This window comes from Bradyrhizobium rifense (assembly GCF_008123425.1).
GTDB classification, from domain to species: Bacteria; Pseudomonadota; Alphaproteobacteria; order Rhizobiales; family Xanthobacteraceae; genus Bradyrhizobium; species Bradyrhizobium rifense.
Genome location: NZ_VSSS01000020.1, coordinates 19,590 through 34,132 on the forward strand (window position 1 = coordinate 19,590; position 14,543 = coordinate 34,132).

Below are 14,543 nucleotides of genomic sequence, written 5' to 3' on the forward strand. Positions count from 1 at the left end.
AGAATTCCAGCCAGCGGGAAACAACAAGAGCGAGGGAGCAACGCCGCGATGGAAAAAGGCATTTTTGCAGGTCTCCAGGTTCTGGACTGCGCGAGCTTCATCGCGGCGCCCGCGGCCGCGACCGTGCTGTCCGATTTCGGCGCCGACGTCATCAAGATCGAGCCGCCCGGCGCCGGCGACCCCTATCGCAATCTGCCCAACCTGCCCGGCTATCCCACCAGCGAGCACAATTTCGCCTGGCTGCTCGAGGCCCGCAACAAGAAGAGCCTCGCGCTCGACCTCTCCAAGCCAGAGGCGCAGGCCGTGCTCTACAAACTCGTCGAAGAGACCGACGTCTTCATCACCAACATGCCGCCGCCGGTGCGGACCAAGCTCGGCATCACCTATGATCACCTCGCCCATCTCAACGACCGGCTGATCTACGCCTCCTTCACCGGCTATGGCGAAAAGGGCGAGGAAGCCAACAAGCCAGGATTCGACAGCAACGCCTATTGGGCCCGCTCCGGCCTGATGGACCTCGTCCGCGCCGACACCAACACCACGCCTGCCCGCTCGGTCGCCGGCATGGGCGACCATCCCTGCGCCATGGCGTTGTACAGCGCGATCGTCACGGCGCTGTATCAGCGCGAGAAGACCGGCAAGGGCTCGCATGTCGCCTCGAATCTGATGGCGAACGGCGTGTGGGCGGCGAGCGTGCTGGCGCAGGCCAAGCTCTGCGGCGCCAAGTTCGGCGAACGGCGGCCGCGCGAACGCGCGCCGAATGCGGTGGGCAACCACTATCAGTGCAAGGACGGTCGCTGGCTGATCCTGTCGCTGCTCAGCGAGGATAAGCAGTGGCCGACGCTTGCCAAATGCCTCGGACGCGAGGATCTGATCGCCGATCCGCGCTTCGCCACCAAGCCCGACCGTCACGCCCGCTCGATCGAGCTGATCAAGATCTTTGACGAGACCTTTGCCACCAGGGACCTCGCCGAATGGCGAAAAATCCTCGACGGCAACGGACTCGTCTTCGGCATCGTCGGCATTCTGGACGACATCCCGAACGACAAGCAGATGCTCGACAACGAGGTGCTGGTGCCGTTCGAGAACGACACCATGCTCACCATCTCCAGCCCGATCTGGATCGACGGCACCAAGAAGGTGCAACCGCGCAAGCCGCCCGGCGTCGGTGAGCACAGTGACGAGATTTTGCGTGGCGCGGGATACGACGAGGCGGCGATCAAGCAGCTGCGATCGAAGGGGGCTGTGGGGTAAGGGCCATTGCAAGCCAACGGGTCCGCGCACAGCGCGGCCCGATGACAGGCTCCGCGAAGCAATCCAGACTGCCACCGCGGATGCATTGCTGGATTGCTTCGCTGCGCTCGCAATGACGGCGTGGAACGATCTCGCTATAAACTCACGGCAACATTGCGCCTCGTGAGGTCCCATGCCCCTCTATCGCCTGCACTACTTCCCCGAATCCGGCAACAGCTACAAGCTGGCGCTGATGCTCACGCTTTGCGGCGAGACGTTCGAGCCGGTCTGGACCGACTTTGGCGGTGGCGTCACGCGCACGGCGGAGTGGCGCAAGGTCGTCAACGAAATGGGCGAGATTCCCGTACTCGAGGTCGACGGCGTGAAGATGACGCAGACGGCTCCCCTGCTGCTGAGGCTTGCCGAGCAGTATGGCCGTTTCGGCGCCGAGACGGCGGACGAAAAGTTCGAACTGCTGCGCTGGTTGTTCTGGGACAACCACAAGCTCACCGGCTACATGGCGACCTACCGCTTCATGCGGGCCTTCACCGAGAAGAACGATCCGCAGGTGCTGAAGCACTTTCGCCGGCGGCTCGAGGATTTTCTCGGCATTCTCGACGGACATCTCCAGCACAATGCTTTTGCGATCGGCAGCAAGCCGACCGTCGCCGATATCTCGATGATGGCCTATCTGCATTATCCGAGCGACGAGCACGGTTTCGATTTCGCGACGAGCCATCCCGCGATTCACGCCTGGCTCGGCCGCATGGCCGCGTTTCCCGGCTGGAAGCCGGCATACGAGCTGTTGCCGGGAAAGCGGATGACGAATTACGCGAAGTGAATGCTCTTTCCCTCTCCCCGTTCTTACGGGGAGAGGTGAACCGGCGGCTCCATCCGAGCCTTCAATTGAAAGAGTTTGCGCAGCTATTTCAGCGCCAGCCAGCCGAGCGTGAACAAAATCCCGCCGATGATGACGACCACCGCGACCGCCCAGGTGCTGACGCGGATGCTGCCGGTGACCTGTTTGGCTTCCTCATTGCGCGCGATCTCACGATTGCGCTCCTTGTTGGCGTCGCTGGTATCCGTCATGGGTCATCCAAATCGCTTGTTGGCTGGCGCATGATCTTGTCGGAAAACCGCTACACACTTTTCCGGATCATGCGCTAGTGAGGGCGGGCCTAACGCGTCTTGATGAAGCACATGCCAATACGGCTCGAGGCCGCCGCAGCCTGACAGGTGAGACCTTTAGCACAGGTCCATGACGTAAAACTCTTATCCGGCGTTCCCGATCCCTCGTTTTGCAAAGAACAATGGGCGCCCCAGCCGTCCTGATATTCGGTGCCGGCGAGCTCCTGGCTACCGCGGGTCTGCGGCCGGCTGGCAAATCCGCGTGAGAAATCAGGGCGTTTGCCGGCCGCAAAGGCGGTCAGGATGTCGCGGCGGCGGAGCTGGTCGCCGACGAAATGCGGCGAGGCCGGCACGATGGTGGAATTCGAGGCCTTGTCGGTCAGCCAGTCCACGCCAGGGAAATGGAAGCCGCCGATGCCGCGGGTCTGGTGGCAACCCGAACAGGTGACATCGTTGAGGCGGCGCTGGAAGCCCGCGACCGAGCGGATGTTCTCCATGGTGATGCCGCGTGCTGCGGCCTGCTTCAGCGCGCCGACGACGTCGTTGTCGGTGAAGACGGGATCGCTCCTGCCCTCGCCTTTGCCTTCCCCCTGCATCAAGCCGAACTCCGGCTGCATCGTCGAGGCGTCGAGGCCAGCAGGTGTCGGCGCCACCGCGGCCTTGGCGAGATACTGCTCCGGGATCAGCACGGTGCCGCGATCGAACTCGCGAAGATTCGCAGGGGTCAGCAGCCAGGCCTTGAAGTCGCGCCGGAGCGCGTCATCGGCAAGGATACGATCGCGGTCGATCTGGTTCTCCAGCGTCGATTCCTCGAAAATCTTGGTGGCCGCGTCGTATTTGAACACCTTGAGCAGATAGTCGGAGCGGAAATCGTGCAGCGCCGATTTCGGTGCGATCGAGATCTGGATGTTGGTCTCGATGCGATCTATCATGGCATCGTAAGGAGTAGTGCGGCTGCCGATCAGCCCTTGCCAATCGCCATTGTCCAGCCACCGTCGCGCGACCTCGGCGCAGGTGACGGGCTTGCCGCTCGCATCAGTTTGGCGCGCATCGCGCGCCTTCATCACCAGGTTGAACGTCATCGGCAGGCGCGTCGCGGACTTGCTGCCGTCGGCATTGGTGTCGAAGCGCGCCAGGCGATAGATCAGCCGGATCTCGCCGCATCGCTCTTCCGAGACATAGGCGCGGTCCATGCGGTTGACGATGCCGGCCAGCACGAAGCGCGTGTTGGCGGCCTTCAGGTTGGCTCGATCGAACAGCTGGACGTCGAAGCCGTCGCCGACGCCGATGGTCTCGCTTGGCGAGGCCGCCTTGTGCTGCGCGATATAGCGATCAAACTCCGCATCGATCGCCGGCGGAATAGCCTTGAGCTGCGGCAGCGAGGCGAACAGCTGATCGCTGGTCAGCGGAACGCCCGCGTTGCGCTCAGGCTGCAGCAGGCGGGAAATCGACAGCGCATCGCTCTGGTCGAGCTTGCGGAGGAGATCGGGATCGGTGATCGCGGTGCCGCGCGCGAGCGGCGCGTTCTCTGCTGCCGAGAGCGACATGACACCGCCAAACAACAGAATGGCAGCCAGAAGGATTTGGGCAGCCAGGACAATTCGCAGCGCACGGCTCATGCCTCCAATAACACCGCGCGTGACAGCCTATTCAAGTAAAAAGGCGCTTCACGCGGTGGTGAAGCGCCTCTTTGAAAAGTCGGATATCGGATGCTTAGCGCGAAACGATCAGGCCCTTGCTGGTGACGACCACCCAGCGGCCGTCCTGGCGGCGGATCGCATCGACGCGGCCGATACCGGGGATGGGATCGCCGGCATAGACCTCGTAGAGGCCGTCGCGGCCCTCGATCAGCGCGCCGCCATTGGCGACGTCGCGGAGCCTCCAGCCGTCAATCGTCGGCAGGCGGCCGAGCTCTGTCTTGGGCGCGGCCGGCGCGGGAGCCGGGGCAGCAGTGGCGGTCGCGACCTGGGTCGGAGCCAGTGCGATCGAGCCGGTGGTCTCCTTCGCGGGCGCCGCAGCTGCGGCCTGCGCGGGGGCTGCCGGCGGCGTGGCGCGGAGCTTGTCGACGGTCTCGGACAGCTTTGCGAGCTTGGCCATCGGTTCGGCCTGCGCCTTCTCGAGCTTATCCAGACGGTCGTTGGACCGGTTGAACTGGCTGAGGCCGGTCTTCGAGGCGTGCTCGACATTGGCCTTGAGCGCGACGATGTCGGCATCGATCCGGGAGACGGACGCATCCAACGCACTGGTGTCGGCAACTTGCGCCGGCGCCGGGCTGGCGAAATGCATCATGCCGGCGGTCGCGAGCGCGCCGCTGACGGCGCCGACGCAGGCCGCGATCGCCACCACCGCGGCCATCGCCGACAGGCGGCGCTTGCTGCCGGTGTCACGCACCTCGTCGGCCTTCACGTGCGGGGCAAACTCTTCGCGGTCCCAGGACCGCTCCGAGGGCGCCATCACGATGAGCTTGCCGGGTTTCGGCTCGGGCTTGGTTTCAGCCTTAACGTCAGCCTTGGTTTCGAGCTTCGGCACCTCAATCCGCGGCGGCTCGACCACCGGGGCGTCCGCTTTGGGCGGCGTCTCATGGTCAGGGGCGATCGAGGGGGCCTCGATGCCGGCGGCAGCCTCGACGGCCTGCGGCGCGGTTGCGGCGGCGGCAGTCCGGTCGCCAGTCTGCTCACCAGTCTCTTGGCCGGCCAGTTCGGGCATTGCTTCGCTCACGGCTCAAATACTCCAGTCCAGGTTGACTTTTTGGTAACTTTCATTGCTTGCGAATTCCTTACCTCGGGACCCGCTTACCGAAATTTTAGGAACTCGTCCGGGGCCGAATTGGGTCGGGAAAGTGGAACCGGCGTGGCGGCGTGCAACAAATTGTCAACCGATGCTGCCCTGCGGTAGGCCGCGCGGCTTAGCCGAAGGGGTTGTTTGCCCGTCACTGTTCCGCGGCTAACATGGGCCGTCCCGTCAGCCAGAAGGCGTTTGGGGGTGCCATGACGATCGAGAAATGCATCAACGCGTTTGCCGTCGATGACGTCATCTTCGAGGAGGGCTCGACCGGCCGTGAGTTGTTCGTCGTGCTCGACGGCGAGGTCGAGATCGCCAAGGTCGACGGCGCGCACAAGACCAGCATCATCAAGCTCGGTAAGGGCGAGTTCTTCGGCGAGATGGCCGTGATCGACGGTTCGGCCCGTTCGGCAACCGCGATCGCATCGGCGCCGAACACGCGCGTGATGCGGATCAACCACGCCCGCTTTGTCTATCTCGTCAGCCAGCAGCCGGCGTTCGCGCTGATGGTGATGGACGCGCTGTCGAAACGCCTGCGCGCCTCCAACGCGGTCACCTACCGGGCAGCGCAATCATGAGCGAGCGGAAGCCGACCGCATTCCCCATCCTGATGAAGAACGACATCTGCTCGCTGATCCAGGCGGCCGACGACGTCTACCAGATCCGCTTCTCCAACCGCGCCGCCAACGCCTATCTGGTGCGCGGCTCGGCGCGCACCATCCTGATCGATGTCGGCCTGTCCTCGAACTATCCGGCGATGGTCGAGTGTCTGACTTTTGCGGGCTGCCCGCCGGAGAAGATCGACATGGTGGTGCTGAGCCACGAGCATCTCGATCACATCGGCGCCGCCTGGCACTTCAACGAACGTCGCACCTTGGTCGTCGCCCATCGGCTCGCCGCCAACAAGATCATGCTGCGCGACGATTTCTCGATGCTGCGCAAGATGTTCAACGAGCCGAACGTGCCTGTTAACATCGACATCTGGCTCGAGGAAGGCAATCTGATCGACCTCGGCAATTTCCGCCTCAACGTGATGTACACGCCGGGCCATACCTCGGCCTGCATCACGCTATTCGAGCAGGACAAGGGCCTGCTGTTCGCCGCCGACACCCTGATGCCGGGTGGCGTGATGGGCGGCGTATTCGGCTCCGGCAGCATCTCCGACTACATCCAGTCGCTGGAGCGCATCAAGGGCCTGAACACCAAGATCCTGCTGTCAGGGCACGGAAGGCTGTCCGACACGCCGCAGGACGACGTGCGCATTGCTATTGCGCGCTCGCACGGCCTGCTGGAGGACACCGCGCAATTGTTCGACGCACTGGATGCGCGCTCGAACTTCGAGCCGATCATGCAGTCGGTGCGGGATTTGAACAAGCTGGATGATTGATGCCCCCCGTCATTGCGAGCGCAGCGAAGCAATCCAGAGTCTTTCCGCGGCGGCAGTCTGGATTGCTTCGTCGCAAGGGCTCCTCGTAATGACGGAGTGTGGGTTGTCAGCCCGGCTCACATCACCACCGGCTCATCCGGCAGCTCGTTGGGATGCGCACCCGCTGGCGGGAAATGCTTGGCCAACTCCCGCGACACCGCCGCGATGCCGTCGATCACGCCGCGCTCGAACTGGCCTGCCCCGAACTCCGCCTCCATCGCGCGGCAGATCTTCTCCCAACCGGCAGCACCAACCTTCGCATCGATGCCGCGATCGGCGATGATCTCGACGTCGCGGTCGGCGAGCAGCAGGTAGATCAGCACGCCGTTGTTGTGCGCGGTGTCCCAGATCCGCAAATGCGCGAACACATCGAGCGCGCGCTCGCGTGCGGACTGGTTGTGGAACAGGGGGGCGCCGTCCAGCGCGCCTTCGACGACGAAACGGACCTGGCCGGAGTGCGTCGTTTCGCTCAGCTTGATCGCCTGCTCGATGCGATCGAGCACGTTTTGCGGGAAAATGTGCTTCGCCCGCCAATGATGTTGCACGAGATGTCTGGCAATGCGCTTGATGCTCATGACTACCAGCTCCCCGAGGCGCCGCCGCCGCCAAAACTGCCGCCACCGCCGCTGAAGCTGCCGCTATCGCTGGACGATGATCCGCTGCTCCAGCCGCCCGACGAGGAGCCGCTCGACCACGAGCCGCCGCGCGATGGTCCCGTGGACTTCGGAAAAAGATCGGCGATGAACGCCAGGAAGAAACCGATGAACCCGACGATCACGGCAACGCCGACGGATCCGACAAAGAACAACGCCAAAACACCGATCAGGCTGCCGGTCGCGACCGAGCCCAGCAGTTGCCCCAGCAAGGTGCGCAGGATTCCACCGATGATGAACGAGGCAAACAGCGTGACCGGGATGATCGGTCCGATGTTTTCCAAATTGCCGAAGTTCACGCTGCGCGAGGGAACCGGTAACGGTTCGCCGTCGACGACGCGCATCATCCGCTCGACACCGGCCGAGATGCCGCCGGCGAAGTCTCCGGTTCTGAACTTTGGCGTGACGACCTCGTCGATGATCCGCCGCGAGGTCACATCGGTGAGGGCGCCTTCGAGGCCGTAGCCGACCTCGATACGCAGGTGATGGTCGTTCTTCGCGACGACGAGGATCGCGCCGTCGTCGACCTTCTTGCGGCCGATCTTCCAGGCCTCGGCAACGCGGATGGAGAATTGGTCGATCGTCTCCGGGTCTGTCGTCGGCACGATCAGCACAGCAATCTGACTGCCCTTCCGCTTTTCGAAATCACTCAGCTTTTGCGACAGCGCAGCGACGTCGCTGCTCGACAGCGTGCCGCTCCGGTCGACCACGCGGCCGGTGAGTTGTGGCACCGCCACGTCAGCTAAGGCGGCAAACGCCCAGCCAAGCAGCAGTGCAAGCAGGATAGCCTTGACGGCGCGCATCAGTCGAACGCGCTTACTTCGACGGCGCGGGCGCGGGATTGAAATCGACCTTGGGCGCGGTCGAGATTTCCTTCTCGTTCTCGACCGAGAAGTTCGGCTTCTCCTTGTAGCCGAACATCATCGCGGTGAGGTTGTTCGGGAACGATCGGACGGTGACGTTATAGTCCTGCACCGCTTTGATGTAGCGGTTGCGTGCGACCGTGATGCGGTTCTCGGTGCCTTCGAGCTGCGACATCAGATCCTTGAACAAGGCATCCGACTTGAGCTGCGGATAGTTTTCCGTGACCACGAGGAGCCGCGACAATGCGCTGGAGAGTTCGCCCTGAGCGGCCTGGAACTTCTGCAGGGCCGCGGGGTCGTTCAGCACCTCGGGTGTCGCCTGGATGCTGCCGACCTTGGCGCGGGCATTGGTGACGCCGAGCAGCACGTCCTTCTCCTGCTGCGCAAAGCCCTTCACCGAATTGACGAGATTGGGCACAAGATCGGCGCGGCGCTGATACTGGTTCACCACCTCGGACCAGTTGGCCTTGATCTGCTCGTCCTCGCTCTGGATCGCGTTGTAGCCGCAATTGGTGAGGCTGAGCGAGGCCAGCGCCGCCAGCACGGTGAGGATCTTGCGCATCAAATTTCTCCCGGTGGAATCGGCTGCAAACTACCAGATTGAGCGCGCACGGCGCCAGCTATCCCGCGCGGACGGCGCGAAAAGCAGCCGGCTGACGCAAGCCTCTTGCCTATCAGCCGGTGACATAGTCAACTCGAAGCAAACAAGACGAAAAATGGTAGGGGAGCGCGCCATGTCCTCGTTCGAGACCATCCTCGTGGAGCGGCCGGAGCCGACGATTGCCCGGATCGTGATGAACCGGCCCGAGGCGCGCAATGCGCAGAACCTGCAGATGACCTACGACCTCAACGCCGCCTTCGACGCGGCGGTGCAGGACGACGCGGTCAAGGTGATCATCCTCGCCGGCAACGGGCCGCACTTCTCCTCCGGCCACGATCTGCGCCCCGGGGCCAAGAATGCCGCAGGCGTCGATTTTCCGCCGATCGGGAATTGGGGCGGCTTTGCCGAGGCGAACGCGCACGGCCGCTTCGCGCGCGAGCAGGAAATTTATCTCCAGATCACGCGGCGCTGGCGCAACCTCGCCAAGCCGACGATTGCGGAAGTGCATGGCAAGTGCATCGCCGGCGGGTTGATGCTGGCCTGGGCCTGCGATCTGATCGTTGCCAGCGACGACGCGCAGTTCTGCGATCCCGTCGTCACCATGGGCGTCTGCGGCGTCGAATGGTTCGTGCATCCCTGGGAGCTCGGCCCGCGCAAGGCCAAGGAATTTCTGTTCACGGCCGACAGCTGGAGCGCGCAAGAGGCGCACCAGCTCGGCATGGTGAACCAGGTCGTGCCGCGTGCGGAGCTGTCCGCGCGGGTGCTGGAGCTCGCGCGCAAAATCGCATCAAAGCCGTCCTTTGCATTGAAGCTGACCAAGGAGGCGGTGAACCGCTCCGTCGACGTGATGGGCCAGCCCGCCGCGATCGACCAGGCCTTTGCGCTGCATCAGCTCTGTCACGCCCACAATCTTCAGGAGTTCGGCATGGTGGTCGATCCATCCGGACTGCATCCCTCCGTGCGCAAGCCGGCGGCCGCGGAGTAAGAACATGGATCTCAATCTCAGTGACGAGCAACGGCTGCTGCGCGAGAGCGCGGAGCGCTTCGTGGCCGAGAGCTACGATGCCGACCACCGCCGCAAGACGGCCAACGATCCGCTCGGCTTCAGCCCGGCGGTGTGGAAGCAGTTTGCCGAGCTCGGCTGGCTGGCGCTGCCGATCCCGGAGGAGTTTGACGGGCTCGGCGGCGGGCCGGTCGAAATCGGCATCTTGATGGAAGCTTTTGGCCGCGGACTGGTGTCCGAGCCCTATGTCGCAACTATCGTGCTCGGTGCCGCGCTGATCGACAGATGCGGCAGCACGGCGCAGAAGCAGGCCAGCCTGCCCAAGATCGCGGACGGGTCGTTGAAACTTGCGTTTGCGCATTCCGAGCGCGCGGCGCGGTTCGATCTTGCCAAGGTCGCGACTATCGCCAACAAGACGGCGCAGGGCTGGCATCTCTCCGGCAGCAAGATCGCCGTGCTCGACGGCCACGCCGCCGACGAGATCATCGTCTCCGCACATCTGCATGATCATCAGGGACCATCGGGGCGCATCGGCCTGTTTCTGGTGCCGGCAACGGCGCAAGGCCTTGCGATCTCGGACTATCCGCGCCTCGGCGGCGGACGCGCCTGCAACGTCGAACTCTCCGACGTGCAGCTGGCGGAGGATGCCCTGCTCGGCGACGGCAAGGACGCACTGCCGGCGATTGAATGGGCCGTCGATCGCGCCATGGCCGCGCTCGGCGCGGAAGCCGTCGGCATCATGCAGACGCTGCTGGACACCACGCTGGACTACACCAAGATCCGCAAACAATTCGGCCGGCCGCTGTCCGCGAACCAGGTGATCCGCCATCGCCTCGCCGACATGGCGATCCAGGTCGACGAAGCCCGTTCAATGGCGCTGCGCGCCGCGCTGAAGGCAGATCAGCCGCCGGTCGAACGCGCGCGCGCCGCGTCGGCTGCGAAGGCGAAGATCGGCAAATGCGCCCGCTTCGTCGGCGAACAATCGATCCAGCTCCACGGTGGCATGGGCGTCACCGAGGAGCTCGAGGTCGGCGCCTATTTCAAGCGGCTCGTCGCCTTCGACACGCTGTTCGGCGGCAGCGCGCACCATTACGGCCGCCATGCCCAGCTCAGCCGCACCACCCAACCCGCCTGACACGAGGAGCGCATCATGGACCTCTCGTTCAATGCCGAAGAGCGCGCCTTCCAGAGCGAGGTGCGCGGCTTCATCGCCAAAAATCTCACCGAGGAAATGAAGCGCGCCACCGCGCTGACGCCGTCGGTGTTTTCAGATCCCGACATCGGCATGGCCTGGCAGCGCGCGCTGCATAAGCAGGGCTGGGGTGCGCCGGGCTGGCCGGTCGACCACAGCGGCCCGAGCTGGACGCCGGCGCAGCGCTGGATCTTTGAGAGCGAATGCGCGCGCGCCGGCGTGCCTAATGTCAACGTAATGGGCGTGAAGATGGTCGGGCCCGTCATCATCGGCTTCGGCTCGCCTGAGCAGAAGAATTTCTACCTGCCGCGCATTCTTTCCGGGGAGGACTATTGGTGCCAGGGCTATTCCGAGCCGGGCTCCGGCTCCGATCTCTCGTCACTGAGGACCCGCGCGGTACGCGACGGCGACGACTACATCATCAACGGCACGAAGATCTGGACCACGCATGCGCACCATGCCAACCGCATGTTCGCGCTGGTGCGCACCAGCGACGGGCCGCGGCAGCAGGACGGCATCAGCTTCATCCTGATCGACATGAAGACGCCGGGGATCACCACGCGGCCGATCCTCACCATCGGCGGCGACCACGAGGTCAACCAGGTGTTTTTTGACGACGTGCGCGTACCCGTGGCCAACCGCGTCGGCGACGAAGGCAAGGGCTGGACTTACGGCAAATACCTGCTCGAGTTCGAGCGCGGCTCCGGCATCGCATCCGCCAAGCTGCGCGAAGGGCTGCGCGCCATCACCGAGCTAGCGGAGTCCGATCTCACGGGACGCGCGATCGACAGCCCTGATATCGCGTCCCGCATCTCCGAAGTCGAGGTCGACATCGACGCGCTCGAGATGACCGAGCTGCGCGTGCTCTCGGCGCTGCAGACGGGACAAAACCCCGGCGCGGTGTCGTCGATCCTGAAGCTGCGCAACAGCGAGATCCGGCAGGCCGTGACGCGGCTCGGCGTCGACGTGATCGGCCACGACGCGCTCGCCGTCGAGCCGATGCGCCCGCTTTACAAGCTCAACCACGAGCCCGCGCTGCCGGCGGACATGCTGACGGTGGTGCCGGAATATCTCAACGGCCGGGCCTATACGATCTTCGGCGGCACGTCGGAGATCCAGCGCGATATTATTGCGAAGATGATGTTGGGGATCTAGGGCTTGTAGCCCGGATGGAGCGAAGCGCAATCCGGGGCAACAACCACGAGCGGACCCGGATTTCGCTGCGCTCCATCCGGGCTACGCGCTCGAGATATTAACCGCCCGCCTTCGCGTCCTTGATCGCCTTCCAGATCTTCTGCGGCGTCAGGGGCGTGTTGAGCTGGGTGATACCGAGTTCGGCCAGCGCATCCATCACGCCGTTGGTGACGCAGGGCGGGCCGCCGATGGCGCCGGATTCGCCGCAGCCCTTGGCGCCGAGCGGATTGGTGCGGCAGGGCGCGGAATCATCCAGCGTCACCACGATCGGCGGCACGTCGTCGGCGCGCGGGATGCAATAATCCTGGTAGCTCGCGGTGAGGAGCTGGCCGTCGGTATCATAGGAGACGCCCTCATACAGCGCCTGACCGATGCCCTGCGCGACGCCGCCATGGATCTGGCCGGTGACCAGCATCGGGTTCACGGCCACACCGACGTCATCGACGGTGGTGTAGCGCACGACCTTGGACACACCGGTCTCCGGGTCGATCTCGACCTCGCAGATATGCGTGCCGTTAGGCCAGCTGGGACCATCGACCTCACCCTCGGAATCGACGCTGAGTTTTGCGCCACTCTCCTTCTCGGCGATGTCGAACAGGCTGATGCGGCGGTCGGTGCCGACCACGGTGAGCATACCGCCCTGGTACTCGATATCCTCGACCGAGGTCTCCAGCACGTTCGCCGCCTTCTCGCGCGCCTTCTGGATCAGGTCGTTGGACGAGACCGCCACGGCCGTGCCGCCGACGAACAGCGAGCGCGAGCCGACGCTGCCAAAACCCATGGCGAGATCGGTGTCGCCCTGAACGACATCGATCTTGTCCATGGGAATGCCGAGCGAGTCGGAGATCATCTGGGTGTAGGTGGTCTGCAGCCCCTGCCCCATCGCCATGGTGCCGGAATGCAGCACGACGCGGCCCTGCGAGGTCGCATGCAGGCTGACTTTCTCGGTGTGGGCGCGGCCGCCAGTCCACTCGATGTAGGAGGTCAGGCCGCGCCCGTAGAGTAGGCCGTTCTTCTTCGCGGCCTTCTTGCGCGCGGCAAAGCCATCCCAGTCGGCGAGTTTGACCGCGCGATCGAGCATGTGGGCGAAGGCACCGGAGTCGTATACCTGACCGGCGGCGTTGGTGTAGGGCAGCTGCGCTGGCTCGATGTAGTTTGCCTTGCGGATCGCGCGCGGATCCATGCCGATTTTTCGCGCGGCAGCGTCGAACAGGCGCTCGACGATGAAGACGGCTTCTGGACGACCAGCACCACGATAGGCACCGACCGGTGCCGTGTGGGTCATCACCGACTTGATCTCGAAATGCACCAGCGGCAAATCATAGACGCCGGTCTGCACGAACGGCCCGAGCACCAGCGGAATGATGTTGGCCGCACCCGAGGAATAGGCGCCGGTGCAACCGATCGAGGTGACGCGATAGGCCAGCACCTTGCCCTTCTCATCCAGCGCAAAGGACGCCGTCGAGGTGAGATCGCGGCCGTGGGTGCCGCCGACGAATTCGTCGGTGCGGTCGCCGCGCCAGCGGATCTTCCTGTTCAGCTTGGTCGCGACATAGGCGACAATGCCGTCTTCCGGATAGAGATTGGTCTTCTGGCCAAAGCCTCCGCCGATGTCGCCGACCAGCACGCGCACGCTGTCCTTGGGACGCTTGAGCACGGCTTCGGCAAGCACATCGCGGGTCGATGCCGGGGTCTGCGACTGCACGTGCAGGAGGAGACGGCCGGTTGTCTTGTCGATCTCGGCAATGGTCGAGCGTGGCTCCATCGCGGAGGGCACGAGGCGCTGGCTGACGAGATCGAGCTCGACCGTGTGCGCGGCCTTGGCGAAGGCCTCGTCCACCTTCACGGCGTCGCCATAGCTCATCGCGCCAACGATGTTGTCGGGCGCCTCAGGCCACACCACTGGCGCGCCAGGTTTTACGGCCTCAACGGGATCGACCACGGCGGGCTGCACGTCGTATTCGATCACGATCGCTTCGGCCGCGCTCTGGGCCTCCGCGCGCGATGAAGCCACCACGGCCGCCACCGCCTCGCCGGTGTAACGCACGACTTCATGGGCGAGCAGCCGGCGCGGCGGCACCGTCATCGGCTTGCCGTCGGGGCGCTTGAAGATGCTTAGGGTCGGGATGGTGCCGACGTCGTCCTTGATCAGATCGGCGCCGGTGTAGATCGCGGTAACGCCGGCCATCGTTGCCGCCGCGCTGGTGTCGATCGAGACGATCTTCGCGTGCGCATGCGGCGAGCGCAGCACGTGCAACCACAGCGCGCCATCCTCCGGCTTGTCGTCGATGAATTGCCCCTTCCCGGTGAGCAGCCGTTGGTCTTCCAAACGCTTGACGGGCTGGCCCGCTCCGAAACGCAAATTGCCGGGAAGAATGTTCATTCCGCAGGGTCCTCGGGGTCTCTTGAAATTCGGGCTGCCTTTTAGCGGATCGAGCCATGCGAGACCAGCCGCGGTTTTGGGCGGTG

14 protein-coding genes are annotated in these 14,543 nt (G+C 64.2%); 7 read left to right on the forward strand and 7 right to left on the reverse strand.

The annotated features are described in order from the left end of the window. Positions 1–48: 48 nt before the first annotated feature. Entirely contained in the window at positions 49–1,254 is a 1,206-nt protein-coding gene (locus FXB40_RS11800; protein WP_187436816.1) for a CaiB/BaiF CoA transferase family protein, read from the forward strand. 172 nt (positions 1,255–1,426) lie between these two features. After that, the gene (locus tag FXB40_RS11805) at positions 1,427–2,074 is read left to right on the forward strand and encodes a glutathione S-transferase family protein (RefSeq protein WP_148772376.1); all 648 of its coding nucleotides are present in this window, start codon (positions 1,427–1,429) and stop codon (positions 2,072–2,074) included. 83 nt (positions 2,075–2,157) lie between these two features. Here FXB40_RS11805 and FXB40_RS47820 read toward each other — a convergent pair whose 3' ends face one another. The 3 genes from FXB40_RS47820 to FXB40_RS11815 form a co-directional block, all read right to left on the reverse strand. Further along, positions 2,158–2,322 (reverse strand): hypothetical protein, encoded by a 165-nt coding sequence (locus tag FXB40_RS47820; RefSeq protein WP_187436817.1) that lies wholly within the window; start codon positions 2,320–2,322, stop codon positions 2,158–2,160. Positions 2,323–2,411: 89 nt separating this feature from the next. After that, positions 2,412–3,980: a hypothetical protein gene (locus FXB40_RS11810; protein WP_148772377.1), complete on the reverse strand. Its 1,569-nt coding sequence runs from the start codon at positions 3,978–3,980 to the stop codon at positions 2,412–2,414. A 94-nt stretch (positions 3,981–4,074) separates the two neighbouring features. After that, complete coding sequence (locus FXB40_RS11815) at positions 4,075–5,067, reverse strand: hypothetical protein (RefSeq protein ID WP_187436829.1); 993 nt, start codon at positions 5,065–5,067, stop codon at positions 4,075–4,077. 281 nt (positions 5,068–5,348) lie between these two features. On the opposite strand from FXB40_RS11815, the gene FXB40_RS11820 reads away from it, so the two are divergent. Together FXB40_RS11820 and FXB40_RS11825 are read left to right on the forward strand one after the other, a co-directional pair. Further along, positions 5,349–5,720: a Crp/Fnr family transcriptional regulator gene (locus FXB40_RS11820; protein WP_148772379.1), complete on the forward strand. Its 372-nt coding sequence runs from the start codon at positions 5,349–5,351 to the stop codon at positions 5,718–5,720. Further along, complete coding sequence (locus FXB40_RS11825; protein WP_148772380.1) at positions 5,717–6,529, forward strand: MBL fold metallo-hydrolase; 813 nt, start codon at positions 5,717–5,719, stop codon at positions 6,527–6,529. Before FXB40_RS11820 ends, FXB40_RS11825 begins: the two co-directional genes overlap by 4 nt. A 116-nt stretch (positions 6,530–6,645) precedes the next feature. Here FXB40_RS11825 and FXB40_RS11830 read toward each other — a convergent pair whose 3' ends face one another. Genes FXB40_RS11830 through FXB40_RS11840 form a run of 3 tightly spaced genes read right to left on the reverse strand, consistent with a single transcriptional unit; the run spans position 6,646 to position 8,646 of the window. Beyond that, positions 6,646–7,143 (reverse strand): TPM domain-containing protein, encoded by a 498-nt coding sequence (locus FXB40_RS11830; RefSeq protein WP_148772381.1) that lies wholly within the window; start codon positions 7,141–7,143, stop codon positions 6,646–6,648. A gap of 2 nt (positions 7,144–7,145) precedes the next feature. Beyond that, the gene (locus tag FXB40_RS11835; RefSeq protein WP_148772382.1) at positions 7,146–8,024 is read right to left on the reverse strand and encodes a TPM domain-containing protein; all 879 of its coding nucleotides are present in this window, start codon (positions 8,022–8,024) and stop codon (positions 7,146–7,148) included. Between the two features lie 13 nt (positions 8,025–8,037). Then, positions 8,038–8,646: a LemA family protein gene (locus FXB40_RS11840; protein WP_148772383.1), complete on the reverse strand. Its 609-nt coding sequence runs from the start codon at positions 8,644–8,646 to the stop codon at positions 8,038–8,040. 172 nt (positions 8,647–8,818) lie between these two features. Between FXB40_RS11840 and FXB40_RS11845 the strand changes: the two genes are divergently transcribed. The 3 genes from FXB40_RS11845 to FXB40_RS11855 are packed head-to-tail and all read left to right on the forward strand — an operon-like array spanning position 8,819 to position 12,035. Then, positions 8,819–9,670: an enoyl-CoA hydratase gene (locus FXB40_RS11845; protein ID WP_148772384.1), complete on the forward strand. Its 852-nt coding sequence runs from the start codon at positions 8,819–8,821 to the stop codon at positions 9,668–9,670. 4 nt (positions 9,671–9,674) lie between these two features. Next, positions 9,675–10,823 carry an acyl-CoA dehydrogenase family protein gene (locus tag FXB40_RS11850; protein WP_148772385.1) on the forward strand — a complete coding sequence of 383 codons (1,149 nt, stop codon included), beginning with the start codon at positions 9,675–9,677 and terminating at the stop codon, positions 10,821–10,823. 15 nt (positions 10,824–10,838) lie between these two features. Next, the gene (locus FXB40_RS11855) at positions 10,839–12,035 is read left to right on the forward strand and encodes an acyl-CoA dehydrogenase family protein (protein WP_148772386.1); all 1,197 of its coding nucleotides are present in this window, start codon (positions 10,839–10,841) and stop codon (positions 12,033–12,035) included. Positions 12,036–12,132: 97 nt separating this feature from the next. On the opposite strand, the gene FXB40_RS11860 is transcribed toward FXB40_RS11855, so the two are convergent. Next, positions 12,133–14,457, reverse strand: a complete 2,325-nt coding sequence (locus FXB40_RS11860) for a xanthine dehydrogenase family protein molybdopterin-binding subunit (protein WP_148772387.1) — start codon at positions 14,455–14,457, stop codon at positions 12,133–12,135. Positions 14,458–14,543: the final 86 nt, after the last annotated feature.

Coding starts and splice junctions, on each gene's coding strand:
- FXB40_RS11815 (WP_187436829.1), bottom strand. CDS start 5,067: ATGCCCGAACTGGCCGGCCAAGAGACTGGTGAGCAGACTGGCGACCGG.
- FXB40_RS11835 (WP_148772382.1), bottom strand. CDS start 8,024: ATGCGCGCCGTCAAGGCTATCCTGCTTGCACTGCTGCTTGGCTGGGCG.
- FXB40_RS11805 (WP_148772376.1), top strand. CDS start 1,427: ATGCCCCTCTATCGCCTGCACTACTTCCCCGAATCCGGCAACAGCTAC.
- FXB40_RS11845 (WP_148772384.1), top strand. CDS start 8,819: ATGTCCTCGTTCGAGACCATCCTCGTGGAGCGGCCGGAGCCGACGATT.
- FXB40_RS47820 (WP_187436817.1), bottom strand. CDS start 2,322: ATGACGGATACCAGCGACGCCAACAAGGAGCGCAATCGTGAGATCGCG.
- FXB40_RS11830 (WP_148772381.1), bottom strand. CDS start 7,143: ATGAGCATCAAGCGCATTGCCAGACATCTCGTGCAACATCATTGGCGG.
- FXB40_RS11820 (WP_148772379.1), top strand. CDS start 5,349: ATGACGATCGAGAAATGCATCAACGCGTTTGCCGTCGATGACGTCATC.
- FXB40_RS11855 (WP_148772386.1), top strand. CDS start 10,839: ATGGACCTCTCGTTCAATGCCGAAGAGCGCGCCTTCCAGAGCGAGGTG.
- FXB40_RS11840 (WP_148772383.1), bottom strand. CDS start 8,646: ATGCGCAAGATCCTCACCGTGCTGGCGGCGCTGGCCTCGCTCAGCCTC.
- FXB40_RS11810 (WP_148772377.1), bottom strand. CDS start 3,980: ATGAGCCGTGCGCTGCGAATTGTCCTGGCTGCCCAAATCCTTCTGGCT.
- FXB40_RS11860 (WP_148772387.1), bottom strand. CDS start 14,457: ATGAACATTCTTCCCGGCAATTTGCGTTTCGGAGCGGGCCAGCCCGTC.
- FXB40_RS11850 (WP_148772385.1), top strand. CDS start 9,675: ATGGATCTCAATCTCAGTGACGAGCAACGGCTGCTGCGCGAGAGCGCG.
- FXB40_RS11825 (WP_148772380.1), top strand. CDS start 5,717: ATGAGCGAGCGGAAGCCGACCGCATTCCCCATCCTGATGAAGAACGAC.
- FXB40_RS11800 (WP_187436816.1), top strand. CDS start 49: ATGGAAAAAGGCATTTTTGCAGGTCTCCAGGTTCTGGACTGCGCGAGC.